The sequence below is a fragment of the Tessaracoccus sp. MC1756 genome, assembly GCF_014164735.1.
In the GTDB taxonomy this organism is placed as follows: Bacteria; Actinomycetota; Actinomycetes; order Propionibacteriales; family Propionibacteriaceae; genus Arachnia.
The window spans coordinates 228,874-250,120 of the sequence record NZ_JACJFZ010000003.1; the positions used below are offsets into that span (position 1 = coordinate 228,874).

General features: G+C 68.7%; 19 protein-coding genes. 10 read left to right on the forward strand and 9 right to left on the reverse strand.

The genetic code is table 11. The annotated features are described in order from the left end of the window. Positions 1 to 3: 3 nt before the first annotated feature. Positions 4 to 720 carry a 3-oxoacyl-ACP reductase FabG gene (gene fabG / locus H5393_RS10200; protein ID WP_209455229.1) on the reverse strand — a complete coding sequence of 239 codons (717 nt, stop codon included), beginning with the start codon at positions 718 to 720 and terminating at the stop codon, positions 4 to 6. 94 nt (positions 721 to 814) lie between these two features. On the opposite strand from fabG, the gene H5393_RS10205 reads away from it, so the two are divergent. The 5 genes from H5393_RS10205 (at position 815) to H5393_RS10225 (ending at position 6,214) form a co-directional block, all read left to right on the forward strand. Further along, the gene (locus H5393_RS10205) at positions 815 to 1,132 is read left to right on the forward strand and encodes a DUF3099 domain-containing protein (RefSeq protein WP_076059333.1); all 318 of its coding nucleotides are present in this window, start codon (positions 815 to 817) and stop codon (positions 1,130 to 1,132) included. Beyond that, positions 1,129 to 1,923, forward strand: coding sequence for an SURF1 family protein (locus tag H5393_RS10210; RefSeq protein WP_182766558.1), 795 nt, complete (start codon positions 1,129 to 1,131; stop codon positions 1,921 to 1,923). The genes H5393_RS10205 and H5393_RS10210 overlap by 4 nt, the downstream gene beginning before the upstream one ends. Then, positions 1,920 to 2,708 carry a putative RNA methyltransferase gene (locus tag H5393_RS10215; RefSeq protein ID WP_182766559.1) on the forward strand — a complete coding sequence of 263 codons (789 nt, stop codon included), beginning with the start codon at positions 1,920 to 1,922 and terminating at the stop codon, positions 2,706 to 2,708. Before H5393_RS10210 ends, H5393_RS10215 begins: the two co-directional genes overlap by 4 nt. A 202-nt stretch (positions 2,709 to 2,910) precedes the next feature. Further along, the gene (locus H5393_RS10220) at positions 2,911 to 4,269 is read left to right on the forward strand and encodes a glycoside-pentoside-hexuronide (GPH):cation symporter (RefSeq protein WP_182766560.1); all 1,359 of its coding nucleotides are present in this window, start codon (positions 2,911 to 2,913) and stop codon (positions 4,267 to 4,269) included. Next, positions 4,247 to 6,214: an alpha-glucosidase gene (locus H5393_RS10225; RefSeq protein ID WP_182766561.1), complete on the forward strand. Its 1,968-nt coding sequence runs from the start codon at positions 4,247 to 4,249 to the stop codon at positions 6,212 to 6,214. Before H5393_RS10220 ends, H5393_RS10225 begins: the two co-directional genes overlap by 23 nt. A 2-nt stretch (positions 6,215 to 6,216) precedes the next feature. On the opposite strand, the gene H5393_RS10230 is transcribed toward H5393_RS10225, so the two are convergent. Further along, on the reverse strand, positions 6,217 to 7,644 hold the full coding sequence (locus tag H5393_RS10230) for a phosphoglucomutase/phosphomannomutase family protein (protein WP_182766562.1): 1,428 nt from the start codon (positions 7,642 to 7,644) through the stop codon (positions 6,217 to 6,219). Between the two features lie 81 nt (positions 7,645 to 7,725). Further along, positions 7,726 to 9,324 (reverse strand): ABC-F family ATP-binding cassette domain-containing protein, encoded by a 1,599-nt coding sequence (locus tag H5393_RS10235; RefSeq protein ID WP_182766563.1) that lies wholly within the window; start codon positions 9,322 to 9,324, stop codon positions 7,726 to 7,728. A 132-nt stretch (positions 9,325 to 9,456) separates the two neighbouring features. Here H5393_RS10235 and H5393_RS10240 point away from each other — a divergent pair, with 132 nt between their 5' ends. Further along, a complete protein-coding gene (locus H5393_RS10240) occupies positions 9,457 to 12,282 on the forward strand; it encodes a S8 family serine peptidase (RefSeq protein ID WP_182766564.1) in 2,826 nt (941 codons plus the stop codon). Here the strand turns inward: H5393_RS10240 and H5393_RS10245 are convergent. Further along, positions 12,275 to 12,973: an SOS response-associated peptidase gene (locus tag H5393_RS10245; RefSeq protein WP_182766565.1), complete on the reverse strand. Its 699-nt coding sequence runs from the start codon at positions 12,971 to 12,973 to the stop codon at positions 12,275 to 12,277. The two genes, H5393_RS10240 and H5393_RS10245, sit on opposite strands and share 8 nt — an antisense overlap. A gap of 26 nt (positions 12,974 to 12,999) precedes the next feature. Between H5393_RS10245 and H5393_RS10250 the strand changes: the two genes are divergently transcribed. The 4 genes from H5393_RS10250 to H5393_RS10265 are packed head-to-tail and all read left to right on the forward strand — an operon-like array spanning position 13,000 to position 16,604. Beyond that, positions 13,000 to 13,560, forward strand: a complete 561-nt coding sequence (locus H5393_RS10250; RefSeq protein ID WP_182766566.1) for a DoxX family protein — start codon at positions 13,000 to 13,002, stop codon at positions 13,558 to 13,560. Then, on the forward strand, positions 13,557 to 14,813 hold the full coding sequence (gene aroA, locus H5393_RS10255) for a 3-phosphoshikimate 1-carboxyvinyltransferase (RefSeq protein ID WP_182766567.1): 1,257 nt from the start codon (positions 13,557 to 13,559) through the stop codon (positions 14,811 to 14,813). Before H5393_RS10250 ends, aroA begins: the two co-directional genes overlap by 4 nt. After that, positions 14,810 to 15,793: a ribosome small subunit-dependent GTPase A gene (gene rsgA, locus H5393_RS10260; protein ID WP_182766568.1), complete on the forward strand. Its 984-nt coding sequence runs from the start codon at positions 14,810 to 14,812 to the stop codon at positions 15,791 to 15,793. Before aroA ends, rsgA begins: the two co-directional genes overlap by 4 nt. 22 nt (positions 15,794 to 15,815) lie before the next feature. Next, complete coding sequence (locus H5393_RS10265; protein ID WP_182766569.1) at positions 15,816 to 16,604, forward strand: inositol monophosphatase family protein; 789 nt, start codon at positions 15,816 to 15,818, stop codon at positions 16,602 to 16,604. On the opposite strand, the gene serA is transcribed toward H5393_RS10265, so the two are convergent. The 5 genes from serA to H5393_RS10290 form a co-directional block, all read right to left on the reverse strand. Then, a complete protein-coding gene (gene serA / locus H5393_RS10270) occupies positions 16,605 to 17,795 on the reverse strand; it encodes a phosphoglycerate dehydrogenase (protein ID WP_182766570.1) in 1,191 nt (396 codons plus the stop codon). Between the two features lie 89 nt (positions 17,796 to 17,884). Beyond that, positions 17,885 to 18,658, reverse strand: a complete 774-nt coding sequence (locus H5393_RS10275; RefSeq protein ID WP_182766571.1) for an ABC transporter ATP-binding protein — start codon at positions 18,656 to 18,658, stop codon at positions 17,885 to 17,887. Then, positions 18,655 to 19,482 carry an ABC transporter ATP-binding protein gene (locus H5393_RS10280; protein WP_182766572.1) on the reverse strand — a complete coding sequence of 276 codons (828 nt, stop codon included), beginning with the start codon at positions 19,480 to 19,482 and terminating at the stop codon, positions 18,655 to 18,657. Before H5393_RS10280 ends, H5393_RS10275 begins: the two co-directional genes overlap by 4 nt. After that, positions 19,479 to 20,288: an ABC transporter permease gene (locus H5393_RS10285; protein WP_182764855.1), complete on the reverse strand. Its 810-nt coding sequence runs from the start codon at positions 20,286 to 20,288 to the stop codon at positions 19,479 to 19,481. The genes H5393_RS10280 and H5393_RS10285 overlap by 4 nt, the downstream gene beginning before the upstream one ends. Then, complete coding sequence (locus H5393_RS10290) at positions 20,285 to 21,244, reverse strand: ABC transporter permease (protein WP_370585969.1); 960 nt, start codon at positions 21,242 to 21,244, stop codon at positions 20,285 to 20,287. Before H5393_RS10290 ends, H5393_RS10285 begins: the two co-directional genes overlap by 4 nt. Positions 21,245 to 21,247 lie beyond the last annotated feature (3 nt).

Consider the following 21,247-nt stretch of genomic DNA (forward strand, 5'->3'; position numbering starts at 1 on the left):
TCCTCAGTGACCCATGCCGAGGCCGCCGTCGACGGGCAGCACGGCACCGGAGATGTAGCCCGCGCCGTCCGAGGCGAGGAAGAGCGCGGCCCTGGCCACGTCGTCGACGCTGCCCAGCCGGCCTGCGGGGATCCGCTTGTTGTAGTCCGCGATGAGCTCGTCGCCGAGCACGGCGGTCATCTCGGTCTCGATGAAGCCGGGCGCGATCACGTTCGAGGTGATGTTGCGGGTGCCCAGCTCGCGGGTGAGGCTGCGCGCCATGCCGACGAGCGCGGCCTTCGACGAGGAGTAGTTGATCTGTCCGGGCGAGCCCAGGAGTGCCACCACGGAGGAGATGAGGATGACCCGGCCGAAGCGGGCCCGCGTCATCTTCTTCGTGGCGCGGCGCACGACCCGGAAGGTGCCGGTGAGGTTGGTGTCGATGACGGCGTTCCAGTCGTCGTCCGACATCCGCATCAGCAGGGTGTCCTTCGTGACGCCGGCGTTGGCGACGACGATCTCGACCGGACCGAGCTCAGCCTCGATGTGGTCGAAGGCCTGGTCCACCTGGCCCTGGTCCGTGATGTCGCAGGTGACGCCGAGGACGCCATCGGGCACGCCGCCGGAGCGGTACGTCGCTGCGACGCGGTACCCGGCATCGCGGAATGCCTCTGCCATCGCACGGCCGATGCCCTTGGAGCCGCCGGTGATGAGTACTACGCGTCCTTGTTCTTCAGCCACGGAGAGCAACTTACCCGACGGCAGTCTTGCTTGTCGCCGTGTCCCGGCGTGCGGCCACTCGGCTGCGCAGTGACGCGAAGACTATGCTCGAAGTATGGCCAAGACGGACGACGCAGCGCTGATCACCAGCGCCGGGCGAAGTCGCAGCCTCGATCTGGCGGAGCGGCAGAAGCGCTACCTGATCACCATGGGCGTGCGCACGGCGCTGTTCGTGGCCTTCCTGATCGTCCCTGGCTGGTGGAAGGTCGTCACGCTGGTACTCGCGGCCGTGCTCGCGCTCGCTGCGGTGCTGCTGGCCAACCAGGTGGACCACCGGCCGCCCCCACCGGCCCCCGCAGAGCCGTCGGCGGACGCCAAGTCCCTCACCACCGGTGACGTGGTCAAGGGCACCCTCGAGGAGGACGATTCGTGACCCGCACACAGGTCATCCGCTACGTCGCGATCACGTTGATCGGAGTGCTGCTGGCCTTCACCTTCGTCCAACTCGGCCGCTGGCAGCTCGACCGCCTCGACCAACGTCGCGAGCGCAACGCCACCGTCGTGGCCCATGAGTCGCAGGAGGTGCGGCCCTACCAGGAGGTGATGAGCGGCGAGATCGGCGACGACGACCAGTGGTACCGCGTCACGGCCACGGGCGAGTACGTGCCCCAGCAGTTCCAGGTCCGTTACCGTTCGCTCGACGGCGTCTACGGTTCCGAGTTCCTGGCCGTGCTGGAGACGGACCGGGGTGACCACCTGCTGGTCAACCGCGGCTTCCTGCCCCGCCAGGGCGCCGCACCCGAGGCCGAGAAACCCACGCTGCCCACCGGGACCGTCACGATCACGGGCTTCGTGCAACGCAACCAGCGCGGCGACGTGGGCGCCATGACCCCGCACGACGGCCAACTCCGCCTGATCAACTCCGACGTCCTCGGCGACGTCATGGGTCTTGAGCTGGTCAACGGCTTCGTGTCCGTGATCGAGTCGAGCCCCGCGGACTCGTCCGGCCTCACCCCCCTCGGCCCCCCACCGCTGGACGAGGGCAGCCACTTCTCCTATGCGCTGCAGTGGTTCGCGTTCACGGTGATCGGCGTCATCGGCCTGGTCGTGCTCATCCGGGGCGACATCCGCGATCGTCGCAAGGCCCGGAAGAAGGCCCAGGCTGCACCCGCCAGCGTCGTCAGCCCTGTCGACCTGCCACGCGCCGACGAGCAGCACAGATGACGCACCCGCTCGACTGGCTGAGTTGCCCCCATTGCGACCAGCCACTCCACCGGCACGACGGCGCCCTGCGCTGCCCGGGCAACCACACCTACGACATCGCCCGTCAGGGCTACGTCAACCTCTTGGGCCACGCCGCGCCGAAGAACGCCGATACGCCCGCCATGCTCGATGCCCGGGCCCGCTTCCTGGGCAGCGGCCTCTTCAGCCCCATCGCCGACGCCGTGGCCGACGCGGCAGCGGGCGCCACCCGGGTCCTGGAGGTGGGCGCGGGAACCGGGTACTACCTGGCCCACACCCTCGACGCGCTGCCCGACGCGCAGGGCCTCGCCACCGACGTCTCCGTCGCGGCCGCGAAGCGGGCCGCGCGCGTCCATCCCCGCGCCGGGGCCGTCGTCGCGGACACCTGGGCGGGGCTACCGGTGGCCGACGGCGCCGTCGATGCCCTGCTGTGCGTTTTCGCCCCCCGCAACCCCGCGGAGTTCGGGCGGGTCCTCGAGCCCGGGGGCCGGCTGGTCGTGGTGGTGCCCCTCCCCACCCACCTCCGCGAGGTCAGGGCACGCCACGGGCTACTGGACGTGCGGGGGGACAAGGCCGAAGCCGTCACCGCCGCCTTCCCTGGCTGGGACGCCGGCACGGCGACGGTGGAGCGCACGGCAGACCTCACCGCCGAGCAGACGCACGACCTCATCGCCATGGGCCCCAACGCCTTTCACGGTTCCCCTTCGGAGGTCGCCCCGGGTACGTGCCGTATCGCCGTGACGATCCTCTGCCTGACCCGGCCCTGAGGCACACCGGCCAGAGGCCATGGGCGGACCATCCTGGCCCCCGTAACGGTGGGGGTAGGCTCTCGAGCTACTACGTTCGAGATACTTGGGGGTTCCAATGGGTTGCAGCATGGCCCTTTCCGGGCTCTGTGGCCCGTCTGCATCACTAGGGTGTGCAGCATGACGTTGGACCCCGACCAGGGCAGCTTCCGGGTTGACCACAATGACGCGTAACCGTTGGGGCTTCGGCCTGGGCACTCTGGGGCGCGACATGGTCGCCGCCCTGGTGTCGATGTACCTCCTGTTCTACCTCACCGACGTGCTCGACGTCAGCGGCGCGCAGCTCGCCGTCGTGACGGTCATCCTCGTGCTGATGCGCATCTTCGACGCCGTCAACGACCCCTTCATGGGCGTGATCGTGGACAACACCCACACCAGGTGGGGCAAGTTCAAGCCGTGGATCTTCTGGGGCGGGCTGCTCTGGGGCATCGCCACTCTGATGATCTTCTTCGACACCGGCGTCGACGGCTGGAACTACGTGATCCTGTTCACCGTCCTCTACCTGGTGTGGGAGATCGCGTTCACCATCAACGACATCGCCTACTGGTCCATGCTGCCCTCGCTCACTCGTGATCAGAAGGAGCGCGAACGCATCGGGGTGGTGGCCAGGATCTGCGCCAACGTCGGACTGTTCTCCATCGCCGTCGGCCTGGTCCCCATCACGCGCTGGTTGACCGACGTGTTCGGCTCGGAGCGCACCGCCTGGTTCGTGCTGGCTCTGGCACTGGTCGTGATCATGTTGGCCTTCCAGTCGCTCAACCTCCTCCTCACCCGCGAGCGGGTCACCACCAGGCCTGAAGCCACCCCCCTCCGCGAGCTCTTCACCGTCATCTTCCGCAACGACCAGTTGATGTGGGTCACGTTGGCGATGGTGGCCTACATGGCCGGCTACATCACCACGACGTCGTTCGGCCTCTACTACTTCAAGTACATCTTCGACGACGAGGGCGCCTACCCCATTTTCGCGGCTGTGCTCGGCGTCACGCAGATCGCTGCCCTCGCCCTCTTCCCGCTGGTCTCCAGGGTGCTGAAGCGCCGCCAGATACACCTGCTCGCCACCGTGCTGTGCCTAGCCGGCTACGTCGTGTTCCTCTTCTCCGGCACCTCGCTGCTGCTGGTGGCGGCGGCCGGCGTACTGCTGTTCAGCGGTCAGGGCGCGATCCAACTGCTCATGGTGATGTTCATCGCTGATTCCGTTGAGTACGGCGAGTGGAAGCTCGGTCGCCGCAACGAATCGATCACGTTCTCGCTGCAGCCGTTCATCTACAAGCTCAGCAACGCCATCGCCAGCGGCGTGGTGGGGGCCACCGTGATCATCTCCGGCATCGACGAGGCGACCAGCGCCGCAGACGTGACCGTCAGCGGCGCCACCACTGTCCGGCTGTCGATGCTCGTGCTCCCCATGATCCTGATGGCCGTCAGCTACCTCATCCTCCGGGCCAGGTACACACTGGACGAAGAGTTCTACGCCCGTGTGGTGCGAGAAGTGAAGGAGCGCCATGTCCTACAAGCTGCTGACTAAGCGCAGCACCATCCACGACCTCTACCGCCACCCCATGGGGCGCGACATCGTGGACAAGCTCTTCCTCCAGACCGGCCTCCCCCGACGCCTGATCTACCTCTTCGCCGGCCTGCCCATCGGCGTCGTGGAGAAACTGACGGAGCGCATCAGCGGTCCGGGCATGGTGGACATGATCCTCGGCCTGGTCAACAGCGAGACGGAGCGCCCCCGCAGGGGCCGTGCCCCGGACCCGACGCCGTGGTGGCGCGAAGCGGTCTTCTACCAGGTCTACCCGCGCTCCTTCGCCGACTCCAACGGCGACGGGGTCGGCGACATCCGCGGCATCATCGGCAAACTCGACTACCTCCAGCAGCTGGGCGTCGACTGCCTGTGGCTGTCCCCCGTGTTCGACTCCCCGAACGAGGACATGGGCTACGACGTGCGGGACTACCGGGCCGTCATGGAGGAGATGGGCACCCTCGACGACCTCGACGAGCTGATCGCCGAATGCCACGACCGCGGGCTGCGGATCATCCTCGACCTCGTGGTCAACCACACCTCCGCGCATCATGAGTGGTTCCAGAAGGCGCTGAAGGACCCCGACGGCAAGTACGGCGGCTACTACTTCCTCGAGAGGGGTTCCCCGGACCAACCGCCGAACAACTGGCGCTCCTTCTTCTCCGGCCCGGCCTGGCGTTGGTTCCCCGAGGCCGAACGCTGGGCGTTGCGGCTCTTCGCCGAGGGGCAGGTGGACCTCAACTGGGACAACGACGAGGTGCGCGCCGAGGTCGCTGACATCGTCACGTGGTGGATGAAGCGCGGCATCGACGGCTTCCGGCTGGACGTCATCAACTACATCTCCAAGAAGCCGGGGCTGCCGGACGGGCATCCGTTCATCGGCGAGTTGCTCGAGTTCATCGGCGTGGAGCACTACTTCTACGGCCCGCGCCTCCACGAGTTCCTGCGGGGGCTGCGCCGGGAGGGGTTCACCCGCCGCGAGGCGCCGGTCTCAACCCCCCGTCGGAAACTGCCCGACGGCGAGCTCGGCGACCCACTGCCCCCGGACATGATCGGCATCATGGTGGGCGAGACCCCCGGCATCGGCATGGAACTCGGGCGGCTGCTGAGCGGTTACGGGCGCGGCGAACTTGACCTCATCTTCAACTTCGACGTGCTCGACAACCCCGGCCAGACCAGGTGGCACACCTACGACTACAAGCTCTGGTACCTCAAGCGCTTCTACCGCGCCTACGACCGGCACCTGTCCCCCAACGACTGGATCGCAGTCTTCCTCGACAACCACGACAACCCGCGGATGCTGTCCAAGTTCGGGGGTGGCCGCGAAGCCGACCCGGCCGTGCGCACGGCGATCGGCAAAATGCTGGCCACCATCCAGCTCACGATGCGCGGCACGCCGTTCCTCTTCCAAGGACAGGAACTGGGTGCCACCAACCACGCCTTCGAGGACGTCGAGCAACTCCGCGACGTCGAGTCGATCAACCGGCACGCGGATCTGCTGACCGCGGGCATGAGCAAGGTCGAGGCGTGGAAGCAGATCCTCGCGGGCACGCGCGACCACGCCAGGGTTCCCATGCGCTGGGATCCCGACGGCGGGTTCAGCGAGGCCCCCGCGTGGTTGGCAGGCACGGACACCACACCGGGATTCTCCGCGAAGGAGCAGATGGAGGACCCGGATTCGGTGTTCGCGTGGCACCGCGCGCTGATCGCGCTGCGCCGGAAGTTCCGCGCCCTCACGCTCGGTGACCTGCGGTGGGTCCACCGGCAGAAGAAGTACTACTTCGCCTACCAGCGCACGCTGGGCCCTCAGCGGTTCCTGATCGAGTGCAACACCACGGGGCGCAAGATCAAGCGGCCGCACGTGCGGGGCACGATCGTGCCGGTGCTGGGCGGCCCCCGCGGCCCCGTGATGGAGCCGTGGGAGGCGACCGTCAGCCGGATCTACTGACCTCATAGGCCCAGGAAGGCACGCATCTCTTCGCAGGCGGCTTCGGCACGCTCCTGCGAGGGGAGTTCGCAGAAGATGCGCAGCAGCGGCTCGGTGCCGGAGAAGCGAGCGATGATCCACCCGTCCTCGAAGTACACCTTCGCGCCGTCACGGTAGGACACGTCGACGACCTTCTCGGTGAATTCGGGGAGCTTCTTCTCCACCATGAGGGTGTTGAGGATCTCGGGCTTGCGCTCCTGCGGGAACTTGAAGTCGGTTTCCGCCATGTAGTGGGGGTCGAACTGACCGGTGATCTCTTCGTAGATCTGGCTCATGGGCTTGCCCACCACGGCGATCATCTCGACGAGCAGGGCCGCGGCGTAGATGCCGTCCTTGCCGGAGATGTGGCCGCGCACGGTCAGGCCGCCGGAGGATTCGCCGCCGATGATGGCGTCGGTCTCGAGCATCTTGCCGGAGATCCACTTGAAGCCGACCGGCACCTCGTAGGACTGCTCACCGAACTGCTTGGCCACGTCGTCGAGCAGCGACGTGGTGGCCACGTTGCGCACGACGGCGCCCTTCCAGCCCTTGTACTTGAGCAGGTAGTAGTAGAGGATCACGAGCAACTGGTTGGGGTGGAGGAAGTTGCCCTTGTCGTCAATCACGCCGATGCGGTCGGCGTCGCCGTCCGTCGCGATGCCCAGGTCGCACTTGTTGTCGAGGACGTAGCGCTTGAGGGACTCCAGCGTCGCGCTGGTGGGCGACGGCATGCGGCCACCGAAGAGGGTGTCGTGCCTGTCGTGGATGACCTCGACGTCGGCGCGGGCCGTCATCAGGATGGTCTGCAGTGACGTCTTGGACACCCCGAACATCGGATCGAGCGCGATCTTGAGGTTCGCGTTCTTGATCGCCAGCATGTCGACCTGCTCAACGATGGAGTCGATGTAGCCGTTGAAGGGGTTGATCTCGGTGATCTTCCCGGCGTCGAGTGCCTTCTCATAGGCGAGGTGGCCGATGCCGTCCTCGTCCTCACCCTCGAGCAGGCCCATCCGACGCTCGACGTCCTGGGTGACCTCCTCGTCGGCGTCCTTGCCGCCGGCGGTGAACACCTTGATGCCGTTGTAGAGCGCGGGGTTGTGGGAGGCGGTGATGGCCATCCCGTAGGGCAGGCCCTGGTCCTTGACGGTCCACATGATCATCGGGGTGGGCGCCTGCGCCACCTTGATCACCTGCGTGCGGATGCCCTCACCCGCGAACACTTCTGCGGCCCAGTGGGCTGCGACATCGGAGAGGAACCGGCGGTCATAACCGATCACGATGCCGGTGTCCGCCAAACCTTCTTCCCTGATGCGCTGTGCGAGTGCCCCACACAGCAGTCGAACGTTGCTACGGATGAATTCGTCGCCGATGATCGCACGCCATCCGCCGGTACCAAACTTGATTCTCGCCACGACTTCACCCTAGACCCGCGCATCAGATGAGCCAGGAACAGTGCCCGGATTACGAGCGAATGAACAGAAAGCGTGAACGTTCTACGCCAGATCGATCAATTCGGCATAGTCATCGGTCCACAGGTCCTCCACGCCGTCGGGCATGATCAGCACGCGGTCCGGCTCCAACGCATGCACCGCCCCCGGGTCGTGCGTGACCAGGACGACCGCCCCGGCATAGGTCCTGATCGCGTTGAGGACCTCGGCCCTCGACGCGGGGTCGAGGTTGTTGGTCGGCTCATCGAGCAGCAGCACGTTGGCCGCGGAGACCACCAGCATGGCGAGCGCCAGGCGGGTCTTCTCACCACCGGAGAGCACCTTGGCGGGCTTGGCCACGTCGTCGCCGGTGAAGAGGAAGGAGCCGAGCACCTTGCGCACCTCGGTGTCGCCGAGGTTGGGCGAGGCCGAGACCATGTTGTCCAGCACGCTGCGGTTGACGTCGAGCGTCTCGTGCTCCTGCGCGTAGTAGCCCACCCTGGCGCCGTGGCCCAGTTCGACGCGGCCCGCCGTCGGCTCCTCCATGCCGCTGAGGAGCCGCAGCATGGTGGTCTTGCCTGCGCCGTTGAGGCCCAGGATCACGACCTTCGAGCCCTTGTCAATGGCAAGATCGACGGCGGTGAACACCTCGAGCGATCCGTAGGACTTGCTGAGGTTGAAGCCGCGCAGCGGCGTCTTGCCACACGGGGCGGGCTCCGGGAACCGGATCTTGGCCACCGCGTCCACCTGCCGCTCCCCCTCGACGGAGGCCAGGAGCTTCTCCGCGCGCTTCGCCATGTTCTGCGCGGCGACCGCCTTGGTGGCCTTGGCCCGCATCTTGTCGGCCTGCATCATCAGCTGACCGGCTTTGCGTTCGGCGTTGGCGAGTTCGCGCTTGCGGCGACGCTCGTCGGTCTCGCGCTGCATGAGGTAGCGCTTCCAGTTCATCGAGTAGATGTCGAGTTCTGCCCGGTTGGCGTCGAGGTGGAAGACCTTGTTCACCACAGCGTCGAGCAGTTCGGTGTCGTGGGAGATGACGATGAGGCCGCCGGGGAAACCCTGGAGGTAGCTGCGCAGCCAGACGACGGAATCCGCGTCCAGGTGGTTCGTGGGCTCGTCGAGCAGCAGGGTGTCGGCGTCTGAGAAGAGGATGCGAGCCAGCTCGATGCGGCGGCGCTGCCCGCCGGACAGGGTCTTGAGCGGCTGCGCCAGGATCCGATCGGGCAACCCGAGGTTGGCCGCGATGCGGGCCGCCTCGGATTCAGCGGCGTAGCCGCCGGCGGCGACGAACGCGGCCTCGGCGCGGCTGTAGGCCTCCATGGCGTCCTCGCGCACCCGACCCTCCGCGGTGGCCATGCTCTCCTCGGCCTTGCGCATTCGGCGCACCACCACGTCGAGACCGCGGGCGCCCAGCACCCGGTCGCGGGCCAACTGCTCTGGGTCGCCTGAGCGGGGGTCCTGCGGTAGGTAGCCGAGTTGCCCGGCGCGGGTGACGGCGCCGCCGGCCGGCTGACCCTCTCCGGCCAGGATCCTGGTGAGGGTGGTCTTCCCGGCACCGTTCCGGCCGACGAGGCCGATCCGGTCACCGTTGATCACCTGGAAGCTCACCGGGGACAGTAATAAACGCGCTCCCGCGCGCACTTCGACGTCCTTTACCTGCAGCACCCGCCCAGTGTTCCCCGCCGGACCCGGATCGGCCAAACCGGATGCGCAGGACTACCGCGTGGAGTTTGGCGATCAGGGAGGGTCATTGTTCAATGTCACCGTCATTGCGTCCCAACCGAGGAGACGACCACCGTGCGCAGGCCCCTTCGACTTTTCACTGCGGCCGCAGCCGTGGCGCTCGCCGCCCTGCTTGCCACCGCATCCGTTCCTGCTCTCGGCGAATCGGGCCCCGAACCGGCGGGCACGCCCGGGCACAACGCCGAGTGGTTCGTGGAACTCGCAGCGCAACCGACGACCTCCGGCGGTAGCCGTTCCACCGTCGCGCGCCAGCAGAGCAGCTTCCGCGACACGGTGCGACGCGCCGTGCCGGACGCGGTGATCGGCCGGACCTATCAGAGCCTGTTCAACGGCTTCTCGGTGCAGGCGGACGCCGCGGATATCGCGCGGTTGGCGGACCTCCCCGACGTGCGGGCCGTCTACCCCGTCTTCCCGGTCTCCGCCCCGGAGGCGCGGTCCGCCACGCCCAGCGCCGACTCTCCGCTCGAGGTGACCGGCGCTGCTGCCGCGCAGTCCACCCTCGGGCTCACGGGGGCGGGCGTCAAGGTGGGGATCATCGACACGGGCGTTGACCTCGACCACCCCGATTTCGGCGGTAACGGTGTGCCCGGCGGCACCGCCTTCCCCTCGGCCAAGGTGGCCCACGGCTACGACTTCGTCGGCGACGACTACGGCTCCGGGGCAGCCATGCCGGATGCCCGCCCCGACGACTGCGCCGGCCACGGCACCCACGTGGCCGGCATCGTCGCGGCCGACGGCGGTGTGAAGGGCGTGGCCCCCAAGGCCACGCTGGGTGCGTACCGGGTGTTCGGCTGCACCGGTGGGACCGACACCGCCGTCATCCTGGACGCGATGGAACGGGCGCAGGCGGACGGCATGGACGTGGTCAACCTCAGCCTGGGCGCGTCGTTCCAGGCGTGGGCGCAGTACCCGACGGCCGCTGCGGCGGACCGGTTGGCCGCCTCGGGCGTCATCGTGGTGGCGGCCATGGGCAACGACGGTGCGAACCTCGGCCAGTCGTTGGGCGCGCCGGCCACCGGACGCGATGTCATCGCCGTCGCCGCCTTCGAGAACAGCATCACTCCCCGCGCCGCCTGGTTCTCCTCCTGGGGGTTGGCCGCCGACCTTGAGCTGAAGCCCGACATCGGCGCCCCCGGGCTGGGCATCTACTCCACCGTGCCGCTGGGGGACGGCAGCCCGTACGGAGCGATGTCGGGCACCTCGATGGCCTCCCCGCACGTCGCCGGCGCCGTCGCGCTCCTGATGGAGGCCCACCCCGGTCTCACGGCGACCCAGGCGCTGACCCGGCTGCAGAACACCGCCCTGCCGGCGCAGTTCCCCTCTCCCTCGGTGTCGACCGCGTTGGACACCGTCCAGCGCCAGGGCGCCGGCCTGCTCCGCGTCGACGAGGCGGCGGCCGCGGGGGCGCTGGTCACGCCGTCGAAGATCTCGGCAGGCGAAGGCGCGGACGGCCCGCACACCGCCACGCTCACCATCTCGAACCCGACGACGGGCGCGGTGACGTGGACCCCCAGCCTCGCGCATGCCACCACCACCCGCCCGGACCCCCAGGCCGGCAACACCCAGAACACGTTGCTGTACGGCACCCAGCGGGCGCGCGTCACGTTCGGCCGGGGCTCGGTCACGGTCCCGCCCCGGGGAACCGCGCAACTCTCGGTCACCGTCGACGCTCCGGCCGACGCCGTGGAGGGAACGGTTTACGGCGGGTTCGTGGTGCTCACCCCTGATGTCGGCGACGCACGGCGCGTGCCCTTCGCGGGCATGGCCGGCGACTATGGGAACGTGGACCTGCTCGCGTCCATGAACCGCGGCCTCACCACCCTGGCCCACGCCGCGTGCGAGTCGCGGTGGGGCTCCATCTGCTTCGACGAGGAGCCGGCCTGGCAACCGGCCGCCGGTGACGTCACCTATCACCCCGCCGATCTCCCGGCCATCGCCGTGCATCTCGCCTACCCCACCCGCAGCCTGGTCGTGTCCGTCCACCGGGCCGACGCACGGGGCCGCCCTCTCGAGGCCAGCCTCGAGGACCTGTTCCGCTGGGACCGCATGGGCCGCTCCGCACAGGTCTCCCTCTACTTCTGGGACGGCACGCTGGCCTCCCCCTCGGGTCCTGCCCCTGCCCCACCTGGCGACTACGTGCTGAGGGTCTCCGCGGAGGCGCCCGACGGCGACGGGCGCGTCCAGCACTGGACGTCCCCGGCCTTCACGTGGGGTGAGCAGGTGGCACCCACCCCGACACCGACCGTGAACCCGACGCCGACGGTCACGCCGAGCCCTACGATCACGCCGACCGTGGCACCCACGCCGACGGTGACCCCGATCACGCCGACCGTGCCCCCGACCCCTGCCCGGACGCCGACGCCTCCGGCCGAGCCGAGCCCAGCTCCCTCCGTCGCGCAGAGCTCCCCGTCGCCGACCTCGAAGCCCCCCGCGACGCCGCCGGTGAAGGAACCGTTCGTGCGCACCGCCCCCTACACCCAGGCGGGCACACACCTGTTCAACGGCCGCCGGTGGTTCACCTCGTGTGAGCCGTACTCCGCGACCGAGCGTTGCCGCACCGACATCTGGGCCACCGTGGTGGTCATCGAGGACGGGGAGTTCGTCAGGAGGGACGGCTGGGCGTTCAACAACCTGACGTACCTGCCGCTCATGACGCGCGCGGCCTGGGGCGCCAACCCGCTGGCCCACCACGACATGGACGGTTTCGCTTCAGGCGGCCGCCAGTGGCGCACCGAGTGCGACACCGCCCGCACGGGCCGCGGCGCCTGCCGTTCCTACACGCTGACGACGGTGTACGCGGCCGCGCCCAGGGCGACCGGCGGCTACGCGTTCATGCAGAGCAACCAGTGGGTGTTCAACAACATCGTCATGTTCAGCTGACCGGCTCGATCAGTGCGGGGCCTTCGGTCCCCACCTTGTTCACCGCCCGCGACACCTTCCGGTGTCCCATGTCCAGCGGTGCGGTCAACATCGCCACGGCGGCCTGCGCATCCGTGAATGCGGGGTCGAGCCAGTCGTCCCAGCTGTCGCGCGGCACCACCATGGGCATCCGGTCGTGCACCCACCCCAGCTCGTCCGTCGCCTCGGTGGTGATGATGGTCGTTGTGGATAACCAGCCGTCCGGTCCCTTCCAGAACTCGTAGAGCCCGGCCATCACCATGAGCCCCGACGGCGGGCTGAGGAAGTACGGCTGCTTGACGGGCTTCTTCTCCCCCGCCACGTCCTCGGAGCGCCATTCGTAGTAGCCCAGGGCCGGGAGGAGGCAGCGGCGAGCGGCGGCGGCCTTCCGGAACGACGGCTTCTCGGCGACCGTCTCCACCCTGGCGTTGATCAGCCTCGCGCCGCCGTCGGGCGACTTCGACCAACTCGGCACCAGGCCCCACTTGAGCGGCACCAGCTTCCTGGTGACCCCGCCGTCCTCCGCCCTGTCGACGACGGCGGGCACCACGTCGGTGGGCGCGATGTTGAAACGGGGCGTGGCCACCTCGGCCATCTCCTCGTCGATGAAGGAGATCTCGAACTCCTCCACCAGCTCACTGGGATTAGCCGTCGCCGCATACCGTCCACACATGACAGCAAGGCTAGTAGGGTTGCTCCATGAGTCTCTTGCGATTCGTAGCCCGAAGCCTGTTCGCCAGCTACTTCATCTCAGAAGGTGTCAAGGCGGTCACCAAGCCTGCCGACACCGCGCCAGATGCCGAAGCGTTCACCCACACCTTCACGCCGCTCGTGCAGCGCATCGTGCCTGCTGACCTTGCGTCCTACGTGCCCGAGAAGGCCGAGACGTGGGTGCGCATCTCCGGCGTGGTCCAGATCGTGGGCGGCGCCATGTTCGCCACCGGTATCGGCCGTCGCCTCGGCGCAGCCATGCTCGCCAAGGCCAGCGTCCTGAACCTCGCCATCTCCATGCCCGGCAAGCAGGCCACCAAGGAGGCCAAGGAACATGCGCGGCCGGAGATGCTGCGCAATGCGGCTCTCCTCGGAGCCGCGGTGCTCGCCACGCAGGACCTGCAGGGCAGGCCCAGCCTCGGTTGGCGTTCCGCGCACGCCGCCAAGGTCACGGAGAAGAAGGTCTCCGCCCTGAGCAATGACGTGAGCCGGAAGGCCCGGAAGCAGGCGAAGAGGATCGGTAAGAAGCTCGAGGCTGTCACTCCTTGACCAGCCAGTCGCTTCCCTCCGCCTCTTCCCCCGTCATCGGGGAACTGATCGTTCCCGGTTCCAAGTCGGAAACCAACCGCGCCCTGGTTCTTGCTGCCCTCGCGGACGGGCCCAGCACGCTTCGCGGCGTGCTCGACTCGCGTGACTCGCAACTGATGATCTCCGCGCTGCGTGCGCTGGGCGTCTCTCTCGAGGCCCGGGGCGACGCGCTGCGCGTCACCCCACCGGTCCGTTTCCGCGGTGCAGCCGACATCGACTGCGGCCTCGCAGGCACCGTCATGCGCTTCGTGCCCCCCGTCGCGTTGTTGGCGGACGGGCCCAGCTCCTTCGTGGGAGACCCGCACGCCTCGGAGCGCCCCATGGGGCCCCTGCTGGACGGTCTGCGCCAGCTCGGCGCCATCATCTCGGCGGATGCCGTCCCGTTCCGGATGGTCCCGCCCGCGTCGCTGGGGTCAGAGGCGGTCATCGACTCCTCCGGTTCCAGCCAGTTCGTCTCCGGTCTGATGTTGATCGGCGCGCTGCTGCCGCAGGGGCTGACCATCCGCCACACCGGGAACACGCTTCCGTCGCGTCCGCACATCGCCATGACCGCGCAGATGCTGCGCGACCGGGGGGTCACCGTCAGCGAGCCTGACGAGCGTACCTGGGTAGTGGCACCGGGCAGCATCCAGGCCCGCGACACCACTATCGAGCCAGATCTCACCAACGCCTCGGTGTTCCTCGCGGCGGCCGCGGCCACCGGCGGGCAGGTCACCGTGCCCGGCTGGCCGCAGCAGTCGCTGCAACCGGGGGCGCTGTTCCTGGAGGTCGCCGAGCGCATGGGCGCCACCGTCGAGCATCGCGGGGACAAGGTCACCGTGACCGGCCCCTCGCAGCTGCATGGCATCGACGTGGACCTCACCACCGCGTCGGAGCTGACACCGTCCATCGCCGCGCTGGGTGCTCTGGCACAGGGCACCACCCGCGTGCGGGGCGTGGCGCACATCCGGGGTCACGAGACGGACCGCCTCGCTGCGCTGGTCGCGGAGCTCCGGAAGATCGGCATCCGGGCGCAGGAAACCGACGACGGCCTCACTATCGAGGGCGGCACCGGCCTCAACCGGGCCGAGATCGAGACTTACGCCGACCACCGGATGGTCCACTTCGCCGCCCTGGTCGCGCTGAAGCAGCCGGGCATCACCGTGACGGACCTGCAGTGCGTCTCCAAGACGATGCCGGCCTTCCCCCAGGACTGGGCGAGGCTGGTCGGTTGAGCAGCCGCTGGGACAAACACGACCGCGACGTCGAGGACTTCGACAGGCCTCGTCGCCGCACCCGTCCCCGCACCAAGGAACACCCGGACTACTCGGCGCTCCCCATCGCGCGGGTGATCTCCGTGGACCGCGGGCGCTACCGCTGCCTCCTGGAGGGCCGTCCGGTCACCGCGGTGCGCGGCCGCCTCATCAACCGCAAGGGCGGCATCATCGTCGGCGACGACGTCCGCCTCGACGGCGATGTCACCGGCGACGAGGGCAGCCTCAGCCGCATCGTCGAGGTGATCGAGCGCTCCACGGTGTTGCGCCGCAGCGCCGACGACGCGGATTCCTTCGAGCGGCCCATCGTCGCCAACGCCGACCAACTGTTCATCGTGACCGCGCTGGCTGATCCGCCTCCGCGGACGGGCATGATCGACCGCATCCTGGTGGCGGCCTTCGACGCCAAGATCAGGCCGGTGCTCTGCCTGACGAAGTCAGACCTCGCCTCGCCGGACGAACTGAAGCGCGCCTACGAACCGCTCGGCGTGCCCATCGTCGTCACGGAGCCGGACGCGGACCTGACGCCGATCCGGGAAGCCATCCAGGACAGGGTGACGGTGTTCGTGGGCCACTCGGGCGTGGGAAAGTCGACACTGGTGAACCGGCTCATTCCTGATGCGAACCGCGCCACGGCAGAGGTGAGCGAACTCACGGGCAAGGGTCGCCACACGTCAACCTCCGCGGTGGCGATGGAGGTCCCCGGCGGGGGGTGGATCATCGACACCCCCGGAGTGCGCTCGTTCGGCATCATGCACGTCTCCCCGGAGTCGCTGGTGGGCGCCTTCCCGGATCTCAGGGAGTTCGCCGAGGACTGCGCGAGGGGCTGCAAGCATGAGACAGGGGCCGTGGACTGCGCATTCGACGATGCCGTGGCCGATGGGCGGCTCTCTCAGGAGCGACTCGCGTCCTTCCGCCGGATGGAAGCGGCGTTCATCTAGCCGTTGCCGCTACGGTGGTGCCATGGCACAGACAAAGGACCTCACCGACGACGTGCGCCTCGCACATCTCATGGCCGACGACGCCGATTCGCTCTCTATGAGCAGGTTCAAGGCGCTGGACCTCCAGGTCCGCTCCAAGCCGGACGCGACCCCGGTCACCGAGGCCGACACCGCCGTCGAGGAGTCCATCCGCCGCACCCTGGCACGCACCCGCCCCCGCGACGCGGTGCACGGCGAAGAGTTCGCCGACAGCGGCGACTCCCCGCGGCGGTGGATCATCGACCCCATCGACGGCACCAAGAACTACCTGCGCGGCGTCCCGGTCTGGGCCACGCTCATCGCGCTCGAGGTCGAGGGTCACATCGTCGCATCCGTCGTGTCGGCGCCCGCCCTGGGGAGGCGCTGGTGGGCGACGTCGGGTGGCGGCGCCTACACCGGGCGCTCCATCCTCAACGCCACCGAGCTGCGGGTGAGCAAGGTGGAGAACATCGCGGACTCCTCGCTGTCCTACTCCGACATCGCGGAGTGGGTCGATTCAGGCAAGGGCCAGGGATTCATCGACCTCATGCGCGAGTCGTGGCGCACCCGCGCCTACGGCGACTTCTGGAGCTACATGCTGGTGGCCGAGGGGTGCGTCGACGTGGCTGCAGAGCCGGATCTGGCGCTGTACGACATGGCGGCCCTCGACATCATCGTGCGCGAGGCCGGCGGCCGCTTCACGAACCTGAGCGGCGAGGACGGTGTGAAGGGCCCCGGTGCACTCGCCACCAACGGGCTCCTCCACGACGCCGTCCTCGGCTACCTCAGCTGATCAGAGCACCCGGACGCGCAGCGTCTCGTCGAGCGCCTCGAGTTCTGTGAGCAGGCCGTTGACATCCGCCGTGGCGATGTCGGTGATGGCGTAGCCCAGCGCACCCTTCGTCGACAACGTCTGCGACAGGATGTTGATGTCGTGCTTGGCCAGCAGGGAGTTCAGGCGGGCCATCACGCCGGGCACGTTGTGGTGCAGGTGCACGATGCGACGCTCGTGCACCGGGCCGGCCGCCACCTCCGGCAGGTTGACGCTCATCGACGTGGAGCCGGCGTTCTGGTAGTCGTTGATCTTGCCGGCTACGTAGCGGCCGATGTCCTCCTGCGCCTCCTGCGTGGAGCCGCCGACGTGCGGGGTCAGGATCACGTTGCTCAGGCCCTGCAGCTTCGACACGAAGGGCTCGTCCTTGCTCTTGGGCTCCGCCGGGTAGACGTCGACGGCCGCGCCGGCCAGGTGGCCGGAGACCAGCGAGTCGTGGAGCGCGTCGAGGTCGACGACATGGCCGCGGCACAGGTTCAGGAACAGCGAGCGGGGGCGCATCTTGGCGAACTCCTGCGCGCCGAACAGGTGCTTGTTCTCCGACCGGCCGTCCACGTGCACCGAGATGGTCTCGGCCTGGGCCAGCAGGGCGTCGAGGCTCTCGACGCGTCGGGCGTTACCCAGCGCTAGCCTGTCGGCGACGTCGTAGAACAGGACCCGCATGCCCAGCGCCTCGGCGACGATCGACAGCTGCGAGCCGATGTTGCCGTAGCCCACGATTCCCAGGGTGCGGCCACGCACCTCGTGCGAACCGATGGCGGACTTGTCCCAGACACCGTTGTGCATGTCGCGGTTGCGGTCCGTCAGCCTCCGCGCCATCGCGATGATCTCGCTGATGGCGAGTTCGACGACGGAGCGGGTGTTGGAGTAAGGCGCGTTGAACACGGCGACACCGAGCTCCGTGGCTGCCTCGAGGTCGATCTGGTTGGTGCCGATGCAGAAGGCGCCGATCGACTTCAGCTGGGGCGCCGCTTCAAGCACCTGTCGGGTGACGTGGGTGCGAGACCGGATGCCGAGGTAGTCGACGCCGTCGAGCGCCGCGACAAGGTCGCGCTCTGCGAGGGCGCCGGGGCGAAGCTCCACCTCAAAGCCCTTGGCTTCGAGGGACTTCACGGCGTCTTCATGGATGTTCTCAAGGAGGAGTGCCTTCACGATGGGATACTTTACGCGCCCGCACCCGTGGAGGTCGCGCCCGTCCAATCAGCCATGAGCGAATCGCACCGTCCTGAGCGGCAGGGCCCCTACAACGTCAGGGTGGCGTCGACCAGCGCCCGGGTGTACGGCTGCTGCGGGTTGTCCAACACGTCGGCGACAGCGCCCTCCTCGACGATGTGGCCGCGCTCCACCACCAGGACCCTGTCGCACATGTGGCGCACGATCGCCAGGTCGTGCGAGACCAGCACCAACGCCAGCGAGCGTTCCCGCACTTCGTCGGTGAGCAGGTTGAGCACCTGGGCCCGCACAGAGACGTCCAGCGCCGACACCGGCTCATCCGCCACGAGGAACGCGGGATCAGAGATCAGCGCACGGGCGATCGCCACCCGCTGGCGCTGGCCGCCGGAGAGCTGGTGCGGGAACCGGTCCAACGTGTCGGCGCTCAACCCGACGCCTTCCAGGGCCCGGGCCACCACCTCGACGGAGGCTTCAGGCACATCGCCCCTCCCCCGCAGCACCGGCGACCTCAGGGGCTCAGCAACGATGTCGCGCAGCTTCATCCGTGGGTTGAGCGAGGAGTTCGGGTCCTGGAACACCATGGAGGCGGAGGCCCGCAGCCAGCCGCGTTTCCGTTCCGGGAGGCCGACGATGGAGCGGCCGTCGAACAGCACGTCCCCCTCCGACGGCGGCACGAGGCCGAGCATCAGCCTGGCCATGGTCGTCTTTCCGGAGCCGGACCCGCCCACGATCCCGACGCGCTCCCCCGGCGCGACGACGACGTCCGACGGGTGCAGGGCGACGAACGGCCGGCCGGCCCGTCGGTAGGTCACGGCCGCGCCACGGAGTTCGACGATGCTCATGCCTCCTCCGCCCGGTAGAAATCGGCCACGGAGGGCAGCCGCTCGCCGGGGGGCACCGCGTCGATGCGCGCAGAGGCGATGAGGCCCTTGGTGTAGGGGTGCTGTGGCTCGGCGATCACGGAGCTGATGGGCCCCTCCTCGACGATGCGTCCGTCCAGCATCACGATCACGCGGGCGGCGATCTGCCGCACGACGGCGAGGTCATGGGAGACGAAGATCGCGGAGCGTCCCTCGAGTTGCTCGGCGAGCAGGGCGAGGATCTGGCGCTGGACGAGCACGTCGAGGGCGGTGGTGGGCTCGTCGCAGAGCACCAGCCCGGGCCGGTTGGCCAGTGCCATGGCGATCAGGGCCCTCTGGCGCTGGCCGCCGCTGAGCTCGTGCGGGAACGAGTCGGCGATGCGTTCGGGTTCCGTGATGCCCACCCGACCGAGCCAGGCGAGGACTTCGGGGCGGATCCGACCACGGCGGTCGCCGTGGTGCAGTGCCACGACCTCACCGATCTGGCGGCCCACCCGCATCGTCGGGTCCAGCGCGGTCATGGGTTCCTGGAAGATCATCGCGAGGTCGTCGCCGCGCAACGCCCGGTATTCGCGTTCGGGCAGGCCCACCAGCTCACGGCCGTCCAGGCGGATGGAACCTGTGACCTGGGCATGGTCCGGCAGCAGGCCCATGATGGCGAGCGCGGTGACGGACTTGCCGGACCCGGACTGGCCGATGATGCCGAGGCTCTCGGCGGCGTCGACGGTGAACGACACACCGTCGACGGCCCTGCGCTGGTGTCGCCCGAACGTGACCGTCAGGTCCGTGACCTCGAGGTAACTCACCGGATCTCCGTCAGCCGTGGGTCGAGGAGGTCTCGCAGACCGTCCCCCAGGAGGTTGAAGCCCAGCGTGGCGACTGCGATCGCCAGGCCGGGCCACAACGCCTGGATGGGCTCGCTGAAGATGTAGTCCTGCGCCTCGCGCAGCATGCGGCCCCACGTCGGCTCGGAGGCCCGTGAACCGAGCCCCAGATACGAGAGCCCGGCCTCGGCAAGGATCGCCACGCCGAAGCTCACCGACGCCTGCACTCCCAGCACAGGGGCGATGTTCGGCAGCACGTGGCGCACCGCCACGGCCGTCCCGGGGGTCCCGCTGAGGCGGGCCGCCTCGACGTAGCCCTGCGACATCACCTGTAACGTCGCGGCCCGTGCGATGCGCAGGAAGGCGGGGACGGTGGCGATGGAGATCGCGAGCATCGCCGTCCAGGTCGACCCGCCCAGGGCGGCGGCGAACAGGATGGCCAGCAGCAGCGCCGGGAAGCCGTAGAGGATGTCGGCCAGGCGGGCGGGGATCTCCCCCATCCACCCGCGCTTCATACCGGCGAAGATCCCGGCCGGCACGCCGACGACGGCGGCCCCGGCCACCGACACGATGCCCACGAGCAGCACGATCTTCGCGCCGTTGATGATGCGGGAGAAGATGTCGGCGCCGAATCCGTCCGTGCCCAGCAGGTGGGGCCAGCCGGGCTCAGCCAGCCGCTCGCCCACCATCGCTGTGGGGTTGTACGGGGTCCAGAAGACGCCGGCCACGGCGAACATCACCACCGCGCCGATGAGGACGAGACCTGTGTAGAGCGTCGCGCGCTTCATGCCGCGTCCGCTGCACGTCGGAGACGGGGATCGATGAGTTGATAGGCGACGTCCACCAAGAAGTTGATCACCAGCACGCTCCACACCAACAGCAACACGATGGCCTGCACGACGGCGAGGTCACGCTGTGACACAGCCAGCAGCAGCGCGGAACCCAGGCCCGGCAGCGCAAAGACCTGCTCGATGATGATGGCGCCCACCAGCAGGGTCGCCAACTGGAGGCCGATGACGGTCAGCAGCGAGATGGCGATGTTACGCAGCCCGTGCCGGAACAGGGCCCCGGCCCTGGACCAGCCGACGGCGCGGGCTGTGCGGAAGTAGTCCTCCTGCATGACCTCGATCACCGACGAGCGCACGTAGCGCGAGATGACGCTGCCCTGCACCAGCGCAAGCGAGACGACAGGCAGGACGAGCCGCGTGAGCCACTCGCCGACGGAGTCCCAGTACGACACGTAACCGCCGGCGGGTAGCCAGCGCAGCTGGATCGCGAAGATGATCACCAGCCAGATGCCGGCCCAGAAGGCGGGCACGGCCAGCCCCACCTGCGACAGGGCGGAAACGGCCGCTCCGTCGGCGTGGCGCCGTCGGACCGCCGCGTACGCCCCCACCGGAACCGCCACCAGCACCGCGACGAGCATGCCCAGGATGGCCAGCGAAAGCGTCACCTCGAGGCGCGCGGCGATCAGGGGCGCGACGGCGCGGCCACTGATGTAGGAGGCGCCGAAGTCGAACCGGAGCACGCCCCAGAGCCACTCGAGGTACCGCAGCCCGAACGGGCGGTTGAGGCCGAGCCGCTCCCGCAGCGCCTCCGCCTCACCCGGCGCCGCGTTGGAGCCGAGGATGATCTGGGCCATGTCGCCTGGGAGGGCGTTGGCCACCACGAAGATCAGGAACGAGGCCAGCAGCAGGCTGGCGAACAGCCACGCCGCCCGCACCAGCACCCGTCGCAGGGCCACGCG

Excerpts from the sequence above, each read along its gene's own strand:
- H5393_RS10205 (WP_076059333.1), top strand. The coding sequence starts at position 815 with ATGGCCAAGACGGACGACGCAGCGCTGATCACCAGCGCCGGGCGAAGT.
- H5393_RS10215 (WP_182766559.1), top strand. The coding sequence starts at position 1,920 with ATGACGCACCCGCTCGACTGGCTGAGTTGCCCCCATTGCGACCAGCCA.
- H5393_RS10220 (WP_182766560.1), top strand. The coding sequence starts at position 2,911 with ATGACGCGTAACCGTTGGGGCTTCGGCCTGGGCACTCTGGGGCGCGAC.
- H5393_RS10225 (WP_182766561.1), top strand. The coding sequence starts at position 4,247 with ATGTCCTACAAGCTGCTGACTAAGCGCAGCACCATCCACGACCTCTAC.
- H5393_RS10245 (WP_182766565.1), bottom strand. The coding sequence starts at position 12,973 with ATGTGTGGACGGTATGCGGCGACGGCTAATCCCAGTGAGCTGGTGGAG.
- H5393_RS10250 (WP_182766566.1), top strand. The coding sequence starts at position 13,000 with ATGAGTCTCTTGCGATTCGTAGCCCGAAGCCTGTTCGCCAGCTACTTC.
- H5393_RS10265 (WP_182766569.1), top strand. The coding sequence starts at position 15,816 with ATGGCACAGACAAAGGACCTCACCGACGACGTGCGCCTCGCACATCTC.
- H5393_RS10275 (WP_182766571.1), bottom strand. The coding sequence starts at position 18,658 with ATGAGCATCGTCGAACTCCGTGGCGCGGCCGTGACCTACCGACGGGCC.
- H5393_RS10285 (WP_182764855.1), bottom strand. The coding sequence starts at position 20,288 with ATGAAGCGCGCGACGCTCTACACAGGTCTCGTCCTCATCGGCGCGGTG.